This window comes from Janibacter zhangyanbonis, assembly GCF_050507325.1.
Taxonomy (GTDB): Bacteria; Actinomycetota; Actinomycetes; order Actinomycetales; family Dermatophilaceae; genus Janibacter.
In genome coordinates this window covers 644,707-657,779 of record NZ_CP191481.1, presented here as the reverse complement: position 1 = coordinate 657,779, position 13,073 = coordinate 644,707, and the positions used below count along the sequence as shown (strand labels likewise).

Below are 13,073 nucleotides of genomic sequence, written 5' to 3'. Positions count from 1 at the left end.
TGGGTCTGCATCACAGCGTCAGACCCCCTTCGCGGGCGCCGTCCGCGATCGCGGCGACGCGACCGTGGTAGCGGTTGCCACCGCGATCAAAAACCACGGAGACGACGCCCTGAGCCTGGGCGCGCTCGGCGACGAGCTCACCGACCTTCTTGGCCCGCTCGGTCTTGTCGGCCTCGAGCGCACGCACGTCGGCCTCCATGGTCGACGCGGACGCGACGGTCTTGCCGATCGTGTCGTCGACGACCTGGACGAAGACGTGGCGGCTGCTGCGGGTGACCACCAGCCGCGGACGGGCCGCGGTGCCGGTGACCTTCTTGCGCAGGCGAAGGTGGCGACGCCCGCGAGCGGCGCTCTTGCCCTTGGCACGCTTGACGATCTTGGCCATGGGTTACTTACCAGCCTTTCCGACCTTGCGACGGATGTGCTCGCCCTCGTACCGGACACCCTTGCCCTTGTACGGGTCGGGGCGGCGGAGCTTGCGGATGTTGGCAGCGGTCTCGCCGACGAGCTGCTTGTCGATGCCCTGGACGCTGAAGCGCGTGGGGTTCTCGACGTTGAAGCTGATCCCCTCGGGGGCCTCGATGGTGATCGGGTGGCTGTAGCCGAGCGCGAACTCGAGCGAACCGCCCTTGTTCTGCACGCGGTAACCGGTGCCGTGGATCTCGAGCTTCTTCTCGTAGCCCTCGGTGACACCGACGACCATGTTGTTGATGAGGCTGCGGGTCAGGCCGTGGAGCGAGCGCGACTCGCGCTCGTCGTCGGGACGCTTGACCTCGACGCCGGCCTCGGTCTTCTCGACCGTGATCGGCTCGGTCACGATGACCTGCAGCTCGCCCTTGGGGCCCTTGACCTTGACGGTCTGGCCCTCGATGGCGATGTCGACACCGCTGGGGATGGCGACCGGGAGTCGTCCGATACGCGACATGTCTGCTTCCCCTTACCAGACGTAGGCGAGGACTTCCCCGCCCACACCCTTGGTTGCGGCCTGCTTGTCGGTGAGGAGGCCGGAGGACGTGGAGATGATCGCCACGCCCAGGCCGCCGAGCACCTTCGGCAGGTTGGTGGACTTCGCGTAGACGCGCAGACCGGGCTTGGACACCCGGCGCACGCCCGCGATGGAGCGCTCACGGTTGGGGCCGTACTTGAGGTTGATCGTCAGCGTCTTGCCGACGGTCGCCTCCTCGACCTCCCACCCCGCGATGAAACCCTCCGCCTGGAGGATCTCCGCGATGTGCGACTTGAGCTTGGAATACGGCATGGAGACGACGTCGTGGTGCGCCGAGTTGGCGTTCCGGACGCGGGTCAGCATGTCCGCAATCGGGTCGGTCATGGTCATGGGCTCTGCCTGCCCTCTCTCATCGCGGTTTCCCTCCGGAGCCCGGAGCGACCTTCGATGTAGAACGGTTCGTGGGTTGTGGTGCGACCTGGGTCGCGGTGGGCCCGACAGGTGTCGGACCCAGGGTGGGTCACCAGCTGGACTTGGTCACACCGGGGAGCTCGCCGCGGTGCGCCATCTCGCGAAGGCACACACGGCACAGGCCGAACTTGCGGTAGACCGAGTGCGGCCGGCCGCAGCGCTGGCACCGCGTGTAGCCGCGGACCTTGAACTTCGGCTTCTTGTTCGCCTTGTTGATCAGGGCGGTCTTCGCCATGTCAGTTCTCCTTGAAGGGGAAGCCCAGCTGCTTGAGCAGCGCGCGGCCCTCGTCGTCGTTCGTCGCGGTCGTGACCACGGTGATGTCCATGCCGCGGACGCGATCGATCTTGTCCTGGTCGATCTCGTGGAACATCGACTGCTCGGTCAGACCGAAGGTGTAGTTGCCGTTCCCGTCGAACTGCTTCGGGTTCAGGCCACGGAAGTCACGGATGCGGGGCAGCGCGATCGCCGTGAGGCGGTCGAGGAACTCCCACATGCGCGCACCGCGCAGCGTGACGTGGCAGCCGATCGGCATGCCCTCGCGCAGCTTGAACTGCGCGATGGACTTGCGGGCCTTGGTGACCTGCGGCTTCTGACCGGTGATGGCGGTCAGGTCGCGGATCGCGCCCTCGATCAGCTTGCTGTCCTTGGCGGCGTCGCCGACGCCCATGTTGACGACGACCTTGACGACGCGGGGAACCTGCATCGCGTTGTCGTAGCCGAACTGCTCCTGCAGCGCGGGGACGACCTGATCGGCGTACTTGCCCTTGAGGCGCGGGGCCTCGACGGCGGTCTCGATGGTGTCAGTCATCTCAGAGGTCCTTGCCCGAGCGGCCCGCGACGCGGGTGCGGCTCGCCTTGGTGCGACCGTCGCGCTCGACGGTCTCGACGCGGGTCTTGATGCGGGTCGGCTTGTTGTCCTCCGGATCGACGATCGCCACGTTGCTCACGTGGATCGGCGCCTCGGAGACGACCAGGCCGCCGGCCTGGCCGCCGATGCCGGCCTTGGTGTGGCGGGTGACCCGCTGGACACCCTCGACCACGACGCGCTGGGTCTCGGTGTTGACCGAGATGACCTTGCCCTGCAGGCCCTTGTCCTTGCCGGACAGGACCTGGACGAGGTCGCCCTTCTTGATCTTGAGCTTGGCCATGGATCAGATCACCTCCGGTGCGAGCGAGACGATCTTCATGAACTTCTTGTCGCGCAGCTCGCGACCGACCGGGCCGAAGATGCGCGTCCCGCGCGGCTCGCCGTCAGCCTTGAGGATGACGGCGGCGTTCTCGTCGAACTTGATGTAGGAACCGTCGTTGCGACGACGCTCCTTGGTGGTGCGGACGATGACGGCCTTGACGACGTCACCCTTCTTGACGTTGCCACCGGGGATGGCGTCCTTGACGGTGGCGACGATGGTGTCGCCGACGCCGGCGTACCGGCGGCCGGAGCCACCGAGCACGCGGATGCACAGGATCTCCTTGGCACCGGTGTTGTCGGCGACGCGCAGTCGCGACTCCTGCTGGATCACTTCTCACTCCTGTCGTCGTGCTGGTTCTCGCTCGCGGCGAGCCTGGCCGAACTGATGTGGTCTTCGCGGGCGAAGGGGGCGGATGCGCCCCCTTCGCTCCGGGGTGGCCTTACTTGGCCTTCTCGAGGATCTCGACGAGCCGCCAGCGCTTGTTGGCGGACAGCGGTCGGGTCTCCATGATGAGGACGTGGTCACCGATGCCGGCGACGTTCTCCTCGTCGTGCGCCTTGACCTTGGAGGTCTTGCGCATGACCTTGCCGTAGAGCGCGTGCTTGACGCGGTCCTCGACCTCGACGACGACGGTCTTGTCCATCTTGTCGCTGACGACGTAGCCGCGGCGGGTCTTGCGGTCGTTCCGCTGGGTCACGGTGGTGTCCTTCTCGTTCTCGGTCACTTGCTCTCACCGATCCCGAGCTCGCGCTCGCGCATCTCGGTGTAGATGCGGGCGATGTCCTTGCGGACGGCGCGGAGCCGGCCGTGGTTCTCCAGCTGGCCGGTGGCCGACTGGAAACGGAGGTTGAAGAGCTCCTCCTTGGCCTTGCGCAGCTCGTCGACCAGGCGGTCGTCGGTCAGCTCGCGCAGGTCGGCCGGGGTCAGGTCCTTGGATCCGACTGCCATCAGTTGACACCACCCTCACGCACGACGAAGCGGCACTTCATCGGCAGCTTGTGCATCGCCAGGCGCATGGCCTCGCGTGCGACGGTCTCGTCGACACCGGAGATCTCGAACATGATCCGGCCCGGCTTGACGTTGGCGACCCACCACTCGGGCGAGCCCTTACCGGAACCCATGCGGGTCTCAGCCGGCTTCTTGGTGAGCGGACGGTCCGGGTAGATGTTGATCCAGACCTTGCCGCCACGCTTCATGTAGCGCGTCATGGCGATACGAGCCGCCTCGATCTGGCGGTTCGTGACGTAGGCCGGCTCGAGAGCCTGGAGGCCGTAGTCACCGAAGGAGACGACGGTGCCGCCCTTCGACATGCCGGAGCGCTTGGGGTGGTGCTGCTTGCGGTGCTTGACCCGTCGGGGGATCAACATCTCAGGACTCTCCCTCGGTCTTGGCCGGGGCCTCGGCGGCGGGGGCCTCAGCGGGGGCGGCGGCCTGGGCCTGACCCTCGTTGCGGTCGCCGCGGCGGGCGCGGGCGGGACGGTCGTCGCGGTCGCGACGCGGGCCACGACCACGGGGGGCCGCGGTCGCCTGCTGGGCCGCGAACTCCTTCTCGGTCATGTCGCCCTTGTAGATCCAGACCTTGACGCCGATGCGGCCGAAGGTCGTGCGGGCCTCGTAGAAGCCGTAGTCGATGTTCGCGCGGAGGGTGTGCAGCGGCACGCGACCCTCGCGGTAGAACTCCGAGCGCGACATCTCGGCGCCACCGAGGCGACCGGAGCACTGGATCCGGATGCCCTTGGCACCGGCGCGAAGGGAGGACTGCATGCCCTTGCGCATGGCGCGACGGAAGGTGACGCGAGCAGCGAGCTGCTCGGCGATGCCCTGGGCGACGAGCTGAGCCTCGATCTCGGGGTTCTTGACCTCGAGGATGTTCAGCTGGACCTGCTTGCCGGTGAGCTTCTCGAGCTCGCCGCGGATGCGGTCGGCCTCGGCGCCACGGCGACCGATGACGATGCCCGGGCGCGCGGTGTGGATGTCCACACGCACGCGGTCACGGGTGCGCTCGATCTCGACGCGGGCGATGCCGGCGCGCTCCATGCCCGTGGACATGAGCTTGCGGATCGCGACGTCTTCCTTGACGTAGTCGCGGTAGCGCTGACCCTCCTTGTTGGAGTCGGCGAACCAGCGGCTCTTGTGGTCGGTGGTGATGCCCAGACGGAAGCCGTGCGGGTTGATCTTCTGACCCATCAGCGGGTCCCTCCCTTCGCGGCCTTCTCAGGCTTGCTCGTCACGAGGACGGTGATGTGGCTGGTGCGCTTGTTGATCCGACCCGCGCGGCCCTGGGCCCGGGGACGGAAACGCTTCATCGTCGGGCCCTCGTCGACGAAGGCGGAGGAGATGACGAGGTTGCGCTCGTCGAAGGGCTCCCCGGCCTCGTCAGCCTTGACGCGGAGGTTGGCGATGGCGCTCTGCAGGACCTTGAGGGTCGGCTCGGCCGCACCCTGGGGGGCGAACTGCAGCGACGCGATCGCGGTCTGGGTGTCCTTGCCGCGGATCATGTCGACGATGCGACGCGCCTTCTGGGGCGTGACGCGGACGTGGCGGGCGGAGGCGCGGGCGACCAGCGTCTCCTGCTCGGTGGTCTCGGTGGCAGGCATCAGCGACGACGTCCCTTCTTGTCGTCCTTCACGTGACCGCGGAAGGTGCGGGTCGGTGCGAACTCGCCGAGCTTGTGGCCGACCATCGCCTCGGTGACGAACACCGGGACGTGCTTGCGGCCGTCGTGGACGGCGAAGGTGTGACCCAGCATGTCCGGCGAGATCACCGAACGGCGCGACCAGGTCTTGATGACGTTCTTGGTGCCCGCTTCGTTCTGGACGTCGACCTTCTTCTGAAGGTGGTCGTCGATGAAGGGGCCCTTCTTCAAACTACGAGGCATGTCCAAAGGCTCCTATCAGCGCTTCTTGCCGGTACGGCGACGACGGACGATGAGCTTGTCGCTCGCCTTGCCGGGACGCCGGGTGCGGCCCTCGGGCTTGCCCCAGGGCGAGACGGGGTGACGGCCACCGGAGGTGCGGCCCTCGCCACCACCGTGCGGGTGGTCGACCGGGTTCATGACGACACCACGGACGGTCGGGCGCTTGCCCTTCCACCGCATGCGGCCGGCCTTGCCCCAGTTGATGTTCGACTGCTCGGCGTTGCCGACCTCGCCGACGGTGGCGCGGCAGCGCACGTCGACGCGACGGATCTCGCCGGAGGGCATGCGCAGGGTCGCGTACGGCCCCTCCTTGCCCAGCAGCTGGATGCTGGTGCCGGCCGAGCGAGCGAGCTTCGCTCCCCCACCCGGACGCAGCTCCACGGCGTGGATCGTCGTACCGGTCGGGATGTTGCGCAGCGGCAGGTTGTTGCCCGGCTTGATGTCCGCGGAGGGACCGTTCTCGATGACGGTGCCCTGCGTCAGCTTGTTCGGCGCCAGGATGTAGCGCTTCTCGCCGTCGGCGTAGTGCAGCAGCGCGATGCGGGCGGTGCGGTTCGGGTCGTACTCGATGTGCGCGACCTTCGCCGGAACGCCGTCCTTGTCGTGACGACGGAAGTCGATCACGCGGTAGGCACGCTTGTGGCCACCACCGATGTGACGGGTGGTGATGCGGCCGGAGGCGTTGCGGCCACCGGACTTCGTCAGCGGGCGGACGAGCGACTTCTCGGGGGTGGAGCGCGTCACCTCGACGAAGTCGGCGACGGAGCTGCCGCGACGACCCGGGGTGGTCGGCTTGTACTTACGGATTCCCATGTCTTCCTTGTCCTCTCCGTCAGCCCTGGCCGCCGAAGATGTCGATCGTGCCCTCACGGAGGGAGACGATCGCGCGCTTGGTGTCCTTGCGCTTGCCGGTGCCGAACCGCGTGCGTCGGGCCTTGCCGACACGGTTCATCGTGTGGACGGAGTCGACCTTGACGCCGAAGATCTGCTCGACGGCGATCTTGATCTCGGTCTTGTTCGCCCGCGGGTCGACGATGAAGGTGTACTTGCCCTCGTCGAGCAGGCCGTACGACTTCTCCGAGACGACGGGGCGGATCAGGATGTCGCGCGGGTCCTTGAGCTGGGACGCGGTCACTTGCTGACCTCCTCGGTCTTGGTCGGGCCGGCGAGGAAGGCCTCGAGGGCCGCCTGGGTGAAGACGACGTCGTCGGCGCACAGCACGTCGTAGGTGTTGAGCTGGTCGGCCGGCAGCACGTGGACGTCGGCCAGGTTGCGCACCGACTTCCACGCGGTCTCGTTGCCGCGCTCGATGACGACGAGCAGGTTCTTGCGCTCGCTGAGGCCACCGAGGACGGTCGCGACGCCCTTCGTCGAGGGGGTGTCCCCGTCGACGAGGGAGCTGAGGACGTGGATGCGGCCGTGACGCGCCCGGTCGGAGAGGGCACCGCGCAGGGCGGCAGCCTTCATCTTCTTGGGGGTGCGCTGCGAGTACTCACGCGGCTGCGGGCCGTGGACGGTGCCACCGCCGGCGAACTGCGGAGCGCGGGTCGAACCCTGACGGGCGCGGCCGGTGCCCTTCTGGCGGTACGGCTTGCGGCCACCACCGCGGACGTTGCCGCGGGTCTTGGTCGCGTGCGTGCCCTGGCGCGCCGCGGCGAGCTGGGCCACGACGACCTGGTGGATCAGCGGGACGTTGACCTGCACGTCGAAGATCTCGGCGGGCAGCTCGATGGTGCCGTTGGCGGCACCCTGCGGGCTGATGATGTCGATGGTCGGCACGTCAGGCTCCCTTCACCGCGGTGCGGACGAGGACGACGCCGCCACGGGGGCCGGGGACGGCGCCCTTGACGAGCAGCAGGCCCTTCTCGGCGTCCACGGCGTGGATCGTGAGGTTCTGGGTGGTCTGGCGCACGCCGCCCATGCGGCCGGCCATGCGCATCCCCTTGAAGACGCGACCCGGGGTGGCGCAGCCACCGATCGAGCCGGGCTTGCGGTGGTTGCGGTGCGCACCGTGGGAGGCGCTGACACCGGCGAAGCCGTGACGCTTCATGACGCCGGCGAAGCCCTTGCCCTTGGTCGTGCCGGTGACGTCGATGGCCTGCCCGGACTCGAACAGCTCGACGGTCACCTCCTGACCCAGGGAGTACTCGGAGGCGTCAGCGGTGCGCAGCTCCACGAGGTGGCGGCGCGGGGTCACGCCGGCCTTGGCGAAGTGGCCGCTCTTGGGCTGGTTGACCTTGCGCGGGTCGATGGCGCCGTACGCGATCTGGACGGCGTCGTAGCCGTCGGTCTCGGCGTTGCGGACCTGGGTGACGACGCACGGGCCGGCCTGGATGACGGTCACGGGGACGAGACGGTTGTCCTCGTCCCAGACCTGCGTCATGCCGAGCTTCTCGCCGAGGACGCCCTTGACGGTCTTGGTGGCAGTAGTAGTCATCTCGTTCAGCCTCAGAGCTTGATCTCGATGTTGACGTCAGCCGGGAGGTCGAGGCGCATCAGCGAGTCGACGGCCTTGGGCGTCGGGTCGATGATGTCGATGAGGCGCTTGTGGGTGCGCATCTCGAAGTGCTCGCGGCTGTCCTTGTACTTGTGGGGCGACCGGATGACGCAGAACACGTTCTTCTCCGTGGGCAGCGGCACGGGGCCCACCACCGTCGCGCCGGCACGGGTCACGGTGTCGACGATCTTTCGCGCCGAGTTGTCGATGACCTCGTGGTCATACGACTTCAACCGGATGCGGATCTTCTGTCCCGCCATCTTGTGTCCGTCTCTCTCTCGCCGTCTTGCCTTGGTCTGTGTCGGTCGACCTGGTCTCCGACCCACGCGGTCGGGTGTGTCGCACCCGCTCCGCGACGCGACGACGCGCCGAATGGCTGGTCGTGCGATCTGGTCGTCGACCCGATCGAGCCGGGTCGTGCTTCGTGTCCGATGTGTCGTCCCGCCCGAGGCGGTGCGATGCGTTGTCATCGGCGTGTCGGTGGCACCGGTGATCGTGGCAAAGTCCGATCACGGCGTCACCGTTCAACAAGCAACCTGAACAGTGTGCCAGAGCCTGCGGGCCCACTCCAAATCGGCCCGGGCCCGCTCCCCACGCGGACCGGGGGCGTCAGGTCGCCCGGAGCTGCGTTCAGCCCTCGTCGGCGAGGTCGGCGGTCGAGCGGCCCTGGTCCTGCAGCCCCTTGATCCGCAGCGACCGCGCCTCCTCGAGCTCGGCCTCGTGGGCCTCCTCGGCGGCGTCGGACTTCGCCGTGTCCCGCAGCGGCAGGAGCAGGTCCTGCTCGGCGGCCATGCCGGCCTGCAGCTGGCGGGAGCGCTCGATCTCGGAGTCGACCTCGGCGCCCAGGAGCAGCACGTTGTTGAGGATCCACAGCCACAGCAGGAAGACGATGACGCCGGCGAGCGAGCCGTAGGTCGCGTTGTAGGAGCCGAAGTTGGAGACGTAGAAGCCGAAGACGATCGACGCGATGATCGCGACGACGATCGCGACGGCGGCACCGGGGCTGAGCCAGCGGAACTTCGGCTGCTTGACGTTGGGCGTGGCCCAGTAGAGCAGACCGACCATGAAGATCACGACGAGCAGGATGACCGGCCACTTCGCAATGTTCCACGCCGCGACCGAGGCGTCGCCGAGGCCGATGGTGTTGCCGATGGCCCGGGCGACGTCACCGCTGACCGCGATCGACATGATCGTCGCGGCGGCGAGCACGAGCAGCACCGCGGTCACGGCGAGCTGCATGGGCCGCAGCTTGAGGAAGCCGCGCCCCTCGGGCACGTCGTAGATGCGGTTGAGGGCACGGCCGAAGGCCCCGACGTAGCCGGAGGCCGACCACAGCGCACCGCCGATACCGACGACGAGGCCGAGCCCGGCACCCGAGGAGTTGACCATCTGGTCGATCGGTCCCTCGAGGATGTCGACGGCGTCCCCCTGGCCGAGCTGACCGATGACGTCGAGCAGGGTCTTCTTCGTCTCCTCGGGATCGCCCACGAGACCGATGATCGAGACCAGGGCGAGCAGCGCCGGGAAGATCGACAGGACCGCGAAGTAGGTCAGGCTCGCCGCGAGGTCCGTGCACCCGTCGGCGGAGAACTCCTTGACCGCCCGCTTGAAGGCGAAGACCCAGCTGCGGCGCTTCATGTGCCGCAGGGACGGCTTGGCGACCTCGTCGAGACCGGCGTCGTCGCCAGTCAGGTCTGCGGTCGCGGTGCTCTCGTCGGTGGCCATGTGGCGTGGTCTCCGTGGTCGGGTGCTGCGGTCGTCACCACCCTAGGACGAAGGGAGTCCCCCGTCGCGTTGCCACACGCGAACGCGCCCACCGCCCCGACGGACGATGGGCGCGTTCGGTAGTGCATTCAGGCGACGCCGCAGATGCTGACGAGACCTCCAACCCCTGCAGTCAGGTTGAACGTGCCGGACGAGCCGGCGACGCTGAGGGTGGCGCTGCCGATGACGGTCACGTTGAGGCCCGACGGGAACACGTTGACGACGACGGAGTCCCCGGGCTCGAGGGCCTTGGTGAGCGCCGCCGTCCCCTGCTCGCTGTAGAGGACACCGACGTTGGCCAACTGCTCTCCCAGGAGGTTGACTCCGGCCACGCCCGCACCGGAGAGCTCGACAGGGGTACCGCTAGGAAGGGTGCATCCAGAGTCGCTCGGGTTGGTGATGCGGAATCGCGGCGGCTGGCCCAGAAGCGTAAGGCCGTCGCAGTTCTCCACAGAGACGACCAGGGCCCCCGGGCCACAGACCGGGAGGGGCGAGGCGGCGAGCGCGGGGGCAGCGGCGGCGACGGTCACGGCGGGGACGGCCCAGGCGGCCCCCTTCGCGATCTGACGGCGCGACGGACCGGCGGTGGTGATGTCCTTGGACAAGGCGAGGCTCTCTCTGCGGACAGGCGCGGTCAGGTGCGCCGCGCGGATGACACGGCCGGATCCAGGGTCCTCCCCCCGGCGAACGCCCCCCTGTCGAGGCACTCACGCGTGAGATTAGGGACACCTTCGGGACCCCACCTCGAATGCCCCCAGAAGGACTAGAGCCACTCGGACACGACGAGCGCTCGCCGCAGCCCTTCGCGCGTCTCGGCGCCCCGGTGACCCGCCTTGGCGCGGATGTTGGCGATGTGCACCTTGAGGGTGCGCTCGCTGATCCCGAGCCGCCGCGCCACCTCCGCCCGGGGGTGGTCCGACCAGTCGGCGAGGTAGGCCCGCGCCACCTCCTGCTCCCGCTCGGTCAGCCGCACCATCGCCTCCGGCGGCGGTGGCCACGGCACGGGTTGCCCGGCCAGCACCCGTCGCACGACGTCGACGACCTGCTGGGGTGGCTCGAGCATGGAGACGTACGCCGCCGCTCCCGCCTGCCGCAGGGCCGCGACCCGGGGCGAAGGGAGGACCCCACCCCAGACGACCGTCGCCAGCCCCGCGGACTGTCGCCGCTCGAGCAGGTCGGTCAGGTCCGGCAGCAGCGCTCCCCCCACGAGCAGGCCGGTGGCCTCGTCGACCGACGCAACCGTCCTGGCATCGAGCCCATCGGCCACGAGCACCGAGGTGACCGCGTCCGCGTGCAGCCGCCAGCGCGACCAGACGAAGACCATGGCGTCGGCGCGCATGGGAGCATCGTGCCCGATGTCCGCAGCCACCCGCCTCGACCTGGTCCACACCTCCCCTGTGGTGACGACGGCCCTGCGTCGAGAGCTGCTGTCCGGGCCGGAACCGCTGCGCGTGACGACCGCCGTGCACGCCTGGACCGACTTCCAGGCCGAGTGGGACTTCGCCGGGGACTTCGTCGTCGTCGACGCACAGCTCGACGACCACCTGCCGCTGGCCGTCAAGGTGCGGGCCCTGCGCCGACTCGGTTCGCACCCGATCATCATCGGGCCGCAGCGGCACTCCCCCTTCGCCCGCCGGGCAGCCGCCGAGGGCGCGACCGCCTGGATCGAGCCGACCCTCGGTCTGGCGCAGACCGCCGACGTCGTCCGCTCGGTCGCCGGCGGCGAGACCCCCGACATCGCGCGCGTCGAGCCGGCCGAGCCGCCCGAGGTGCACCTGACCGATCGCGAGCTCCAGCTGCTCTCCCTCTTCGTCGCCGCCCGCGGGCACTCCCCAGCCTTCCTCGCGCGCGTGCTGTCGCTGCGCACCGAGACCGTGCGCAGCCACATCGAGCGTGGCCGGGCCCGCTACCGGGAGGCCGGCCACGCGACCAACAACCGTGCTGCGCTGCGCACGGCGATGGTCGCCGACGGGTGGACCTACGACCCGCAGGTGTGGATCGACGCCGGCCGGCCGTGACACGACGCAGGGCCCGCCTCCCCTGACGACGGGAGACGGGCCCTGCGTGGTTGCTGACTCGAGGTCAGCCCAGGATCACTTGACGATCTTGGTGACGCGACCGGCGCCGACGGTGCGGCCACCCTCGCGGATGTTGAACTTCAGGCCCTCCTCCATGGCGATCGGCTGGATGAGCTCGACCTTCATGTCGGTGTTGTCGCCGGGCATGACCATCTCGGTGCCCTCGGGCAGGGAGACGACGCCGGTGACGTCGGTGGTCCGGAAGTAGAACTGCGGACGGTAGGAGTCGTAGAACGGCGTGTGGCGGCCGCCCTCCTCCTTCGACAGGATGTAGACCTGCGCCTCGAACTCGGTGTGCGGGGTGATCGAGCCCGGCTTGCAGATGACCTGGCCGCGCTCGACGTCCTCGCGCTTGGTGCCACGAAGGAGCAGACCGACGTTCTCACCCGCGCGACCCTCGTCGAGCAGCTTGCGGAACATCTCGATGCCCGTGACGGTCGTGGTGGTCTTCTCCTCGCGGATACCGACGATCTCGACCTCCTCGTTGACGTTGAGGATGCCGCGCTCGATACGACCGGTGACGACGGTGCCACGACCGGTGATCGTGAAGACGTCCTCGACCGGCATCATGAACGGCTTGTCGAGGTCGCGCTCCGGCTCGGGGATGTACTCGTCGACGGCCGTCATGAGCTCCATGATCGACTCGCCCCACTTGGCGTCGCCCTCGAGCGCCTTGAGCGCCGAGACCTTGACGACCGGGACGTCGTCGCCGGGGAACTCGTAGGAGGACAGCAGCTCGCGGACCTCCATCTCGACGAGCTCCATGATCTCCTCGTCGTCGACCATGTCGGCCTTGTTGAGCGCCACGACGATGTAGGGGACGCCGACCTGGCGGGCCAGGAGGACGTGCTCCTTCGTCTGCGGCATCGGGCCGTCGGTGGCGGCGACGACGAGGATCGCACCGTCCATCTGGGCCGCACCGGTGATCATGTTCTTCACGTAGTCGGCGTGACCCGGGCAGTCGACGTGCGCGTAGTGACGCGACTCCGTCTGGTACTCGATGTGCGCGATCGAGATGGTGATACCGCGCTGCTTCTCCTCGGGAGCCTTGTCGATCGTGTCGAACGCCGAGGCCTCGTTGAGGTCGGGGAGCTGGTCGTGCAGCACGCGGGAGATCGCGGCCGTCAGCGTCGTCTTGCCATGGTCGATGTGACCGATGGTGCCGATGTTGACGTGCGGCTTGCTCCGCTCGAACTTTGCCTTCGCCAC

At 68.5% G+C, this 13,073-nt stretch carries 23 protein-coding genes; 1 reads left to right on the top strand and 22 read right to left on the bottom strand.

Going from position 1 to position 13,073, the window contains the following annotated elements:
- Positions 1 to 10: 10 nt before the first annotated feature.
- From rplR to ACQBJO_RS03190, 21 genes are all read right to left on the bottom strand, one after another.
- On the bottom strand, positions 11 to 385 hold the full coding sequence (gene rplR, locus ACQBJO_RS03290; protein ID WP_421007176.1) for a 50S ribosomal protein L18: 375 nt from the start codon (positions 383 to 385) through the stop codon (positions 11 to 13).
- A gap of 3 nt (positions 386 to 388) precedes the next feature.
- Complete coding sequence (gene rplF / locus ACQBJO_RS03285) at positions 389 to 925, bottom strand: 50S ribosomal protein L6 (RefSeq protein WP_072623776.1); 537 nt, start codon at positions 923 to 925, stop codon at positions 389 to 391.
- Positions 926 to 937: 12 nt separating this feature from the next.
- Positions 938 to 1,336 carry a 30S ribosomal protein S8 gene (rpsH, locus tag ACQBJO_RS03280; protein ID WP_255185365.1) on the bottom strand — a complete coding sequence of 133 codons (399 nt, stop codon included), beginning with the start codon at positions 1,334 to 1,336 and terminating at the stop codon, positions 938 to 940.
- Between the two features lie 130 nt (positions 1,337 to 1,466).
- Positions 1,467 to 1,652, bottom strand: coding sequence for a type Z 30S ribosomal protein S14 (locus ACQBJO_RS03275; protein ID WP_007924699.1), 186 nt, complete (start codon positions 1,650 to 1,652; stop codon positions 1,467 to 1,469).
- 1 nt (position 1,653) lies between these two features.
- On the bottom strand, positions 1,654 to 2,226 hold the full coding sequence (gene rplE, locus ACQBJO_RS03270; protein WP_255185364.1) for a 50S ribosomal protein L5: 573 nt from the start codon (positions 2,224 to 2,226) through the stop codon (positions 1,654 to 1,656).
- Position 2,227: 1 nt separating this feature from the next.
- Positions 2,228 to 2,566 carry a 50S ribosomal protein L24 gene (rplX, locus tag ACQBJO_RS03265; protein ID WP_255185363.1) on the bottom strand — a complete coding sequence of 113 codons (339 nt, stop codon included), beginning with the start codon at positions 2,564 to 2,566 and terminating at the stop codon, positions 2,228 to 2,230.
- A 3-nt stretch (positions 2,567 to 2,569) separates the two neighbouring features.
- The gene (gene rplN, locus ACQBJO_RS03260; RefSeq protein WP_068315433.1) at positions 2,570 to 2,938 is read right to left on the bottom strand and encodes a 50S ribosomal protein L14; all 369 of its coding nucleotides are present in this window, start codon (positions 2,936 to 2,938) and stop codon (positions 2,570 to 2,572) included.
- Between the two features lie 109 nt (positions 2,939 to 3,047).
- On the bottom strand, positions 3,048 to 3,332 hold the full coding sequence (gene rpsQ / locus ACQBJO_RS03255) for a 30S ribosomal protein S17 (protein ID WP_421007177.1): 285 nt from the start codon (positions 3,330 to 3,332) through the stop codon (positions 3,048 to 3,050).
- A complete protein-coding gene (gene rpmC / locus ACQBJO_RS03250; RefSeq protein ID WP_303708045.1) occupies positions 3,329 to 3,556 on the bottom strand; it encodes a 50S ribosomal protein L29 in 228 nt (75 codons plus the stop codon). The genes rpsQ and rpmC overlap by 4 nt, the downstream gene beginning before the upstream one ends.
- Complete coding sequence (rplP, locus tag ACQBJO_RS03245; RefSeq protein ID WP_255185361.1) at positions 3,556 to 3,975, bottom strand: 50S ribosomal protein L16; 420 nt, start codon at positions 3,973 to 3,975, stop codon at positions 3,556 to 3,558. The genes rpmC and rplP overlap by 1 nt, the downstream gene beginning before the upstream one ends.
- 1 nt (position 3,976) lies before the next feature.
- On the bottom strand, positions 3,977 to 4,795 hold the full coding sequence (rpsC, locus tag ACQBJO_RS03240) for a 30S ribosomal protein S3 (RefSeq protein WP_072623769.1): 819 nt from the start codon (positions 4,793 to 4,795) through the stop codon (positions 3,977 to 3,979).
- Complete coding sequence (gene rplV, locus ACQBJO_RS03235) at positions 4,795 to 5,205, bottom strand: 50S ribosomal protein L22 (RefSeq protein WP_255185359.1); 411 nt, start codon at positions 5,203 to 5,205, stop codon at positions 4,795 to 4,797. The genes rpsC and rplV overlap by 1 nt, the downstream gene beginning before the upstream one ends.
- Entirely contained in the window at positions 5,205 to 5,486 is a 282-nt protein-coding gene (rpsS, locus tag ACQBJO_RS03230; protein ID WP_007924678.1) for a 30S ribosomal protein S19, read from the bottom strand. The genes rplV and rpsS overlap by 1 nt, the downstream gene beginning before the upstream one ends.
- A gap of 15 nt (positions 5,487 to 5,501) precedes the next feature.
- Positions 5,502 to 6,338, bottom strand: a complete 837-nt coding sequence (rplB, locus tag ACQBJO_RS03225) for a 50S ribosomal protein L2 (protein ID WP_421007178.1) — start codon at positions 6,336 to 6,338, stop codon at positions 5,502 to 5,504.
- Positions 6,339 to 6,357: 19 nt separating this feature from the next.
- Positions 6,358 to 6,660 carry a 50S ribosomal protein L23 gene (gene rplW / locus ACQBJO_RS03220; RefSeq protein ID WP_421007179.1) on the bottom strand — a complete coding sequence of 101 codons (303 nt, stop codon included), beginning with the start codon at positions 6,658 to 6,660 and terminating at the stop codon, positions 6,358 to 6,360.
- Entirely contained in the window at positions 6,657 to 7,304 is a 648-nt protein-coding gene (gene rplD, locus ACQBJO_RS03215; RefSeq protein ID WP_255185356.1) for a 50S ribosomal protein L4, read from the bottom strand. Before rplD ends, rplW begins: the two co-directional genes overlap by 4 nt.
- A 1-nt stretch (position 7,305) precedes the next feature.
- Complete coding sequence (gene rplC / locus ACQBJO_RS03210) at positions 7,306 to 7,962, bottom strand: 50S ribosomal protein L3 (protein ID WP_255185355.1); 657 nt, start codon at positions 7,960 to 7,962, stop codon at positions 7,306 to 7,308.
- 11 nt (positions 7,963 to 7,973) lie between these two features.
- Complete coding sequence (gene rpsJ / locus ACQBJO_RS03205) at positions 7,974 to 8,282, bottom strand: 30S ribosomal protein S10 (protein ID WP_007924661.1); 309 nt, start codon at positions 8,280 to 8,282, stop codon at positions 7,974 to 7,976.
- A 370-nt stretch (positions 8,283 to 8,652) separates the two neighbouring features.
- Positions 8,653 to 9,747 carry a YihY/virulence factor BrkB family protein gene (locus tag ACQBJO_RS03200; RefSeq protein ID WP_421007180.1) on the bottom strand — a complete coding sequence of 365 codons (1,095 nt, stop codon included), beginning with the start codon at positions 9,745 to 9,747 and terminating at the stop codon, positions 8,653 to 8,655.
- 128 nt (positions 9,748 to 9,875) lie between these two features.
- Positions 9,876 to 10,391: a hypothetical protein gene (locus tag ACQBJO_RS03195; RefSeq protein WP_421007181.1), complete on the bottom strand. Its 516-nt coding sequence runs from the start codon at positions 10,389 to 10,391 to the stop codon at positions 9,876 to 9,878.
- 158 nt (positions 10,392 to 10,549) lie between these two features.
- Positions 10,550 to 11,125 (bottom strand): helix-turn-helix transcriptional regulator, encoded by a 576-nt coding sequence (locus ACQBJO_RS03190; RefSeq protein WP_421007182.1) that lies wholly within the window; start codon positions 11,123 to 11,125, stop codon positions 10,550 to 10,552.
- 16 nt (positions 11,126 to 11,141) lie between these two features.
- Here ACQBJO_RS03190 and ACQBJO_RS03185 point away from each other — a divergent pair, with 16 nt between their 5' ends.
- The gene (locus ACQBJO_RS03185) at positions 11,142 to 11,804 is read left to right on the top strand and encodes a helix-turn-helix transcriptional regulator (protein ID WP_421007183.1); all 663 of its coding nucleotides are present in this window, start codon (positions 11,142 to 11,144) and stop codon (positions 11,802 to 11,804) included.
- A 75-nt stretch (positions 11,805 to 11,879) separates the two neighbouring features.
- Here the strand turns inward: ACQBJO_RS03185 and tuf are convergent, their stop codons facing one another.
- The gene (gene tuf, locus ACQBJO_RS03180) at positions 11,880 to 13,073 is read right to left on the bottom strand and encodes an elongation factor Tu (RefSeq protein ID WP_255185350.1); all 1,194 of its coding nucleotides are present in this window, start codon (positions 13,071 to 13,073) and stop codon (positions 11,880 to 11,882) included.

Coding starts and splice junctions, on each gene's coding strand:
- rplR (WP_421007176.1), bottom strand. CDS start 385: ATGGCCAAGATCGTCAAGCGTGCCAAGGGCAAGAGCGCCGCTCGCGGG.
- rplF (WP_072623776.1), bottom strand. CDS start 925: ATGTCGCGTATCGGACGACTCCCGGTCGCCATCCCCAGCGGTGTCGAC.
- rpsH (WP_255185365.1), bottom strand. CDS start 1,336: ATGACCATGACCGACCCGATTGCGGACATGCTGACCCGCGTCCGGAAC.
- ACQBJO_RS03275 (WP_007924699.1), bottom strand. CDS start 1,652: ATGGCGAAGACCGCCCTGATCAACAAGGCGAACAAGAAGCCGAAGTTC.
- rplE (WP_255185364.1), bottom strand. CDS start 2,226: ATGACTGACACCATCGAGACCGCCGTCGAGGCCCCGCGCCTCAAGGGC.
- rplX (WP_255185363.1), bottom strand. CDS start 2,566: ATGGCCAAGCTCAAGATCAAGAAGGGCGACCTCGTCCAGGTCCTGTCC.
- rpmC (WP_303708045.1), bottom strand. CDS start 3,556: ATGGCAGTCGGATCCAAGGACCTGACCCCGGCCGACCTGCGCGAGCTG.
- rplP (WP_255185361.1), bottom strand. CDS start 3,975: ATGTTGATCCCCCGACGGGTCAAGCACCGCAAGCAGCACCACCCCAAG.
- rpsC (WP_072623769.1), bottom strand. CDS start 4,795: ATGGGTCAGAAGATCAACCCGCACGGCTTCCGTCTGGGCATCACCACC.
- rplV (WP_255185359.1), bottom strand. CDS start 5,205: ATGCCTGCCACCGAGACCACCGAGCAGGAGACGCTGGTCGCCCGCGCC.
- rpsS (WP_007924678.1), bottom strand. CDS start 5,486: ATGCCTCGTAGTTTGAAGAAGGGCCCCTTCATCGACGACCACCTTCAG.
- rplB (WP_421007178.1), bottom strand. CDS start 6,338: ATGGGAATCCGTAAGTACAAGCCGACCACCCCGGGTCGTCGCGGCAGC.
- rplC (WP_255185355.1), bottom strand. CDS start 7,962: ATGACTACTACTGCCACCAAGACCGTCAAGGGCGTCCTCGGCGAGAAG.
- rpsJ (WP_007924661.1), bottom strand. CDS start 8,282: ATGGCGGGACAGAAGATCCGCATCCGGTTGAAGTCGTATGACCACGAG.
- ACQBJO_RS03200 (WP_421007180.1), bottom strand. CDS start 9,747: ATGGCCACCGACGAGAGCACCGCGACCGCAGACCTGACTGGCGACGAC.
- ACQBJO_RS03190 (WP_421007182.1), bottom strand. CDS start 11,125: ATGCGCGCCGACGCCATGGTCTTCGTCTGGTCGCGCTGGCGGCTGCAC.
- ACQBJO_RS03185 (WP_421007183.1), top strand. CDS start 11,142: ATGTCCGCAGCCACCCGCCTCGACCTGGTCCACACCTCCCCTGTGGTG.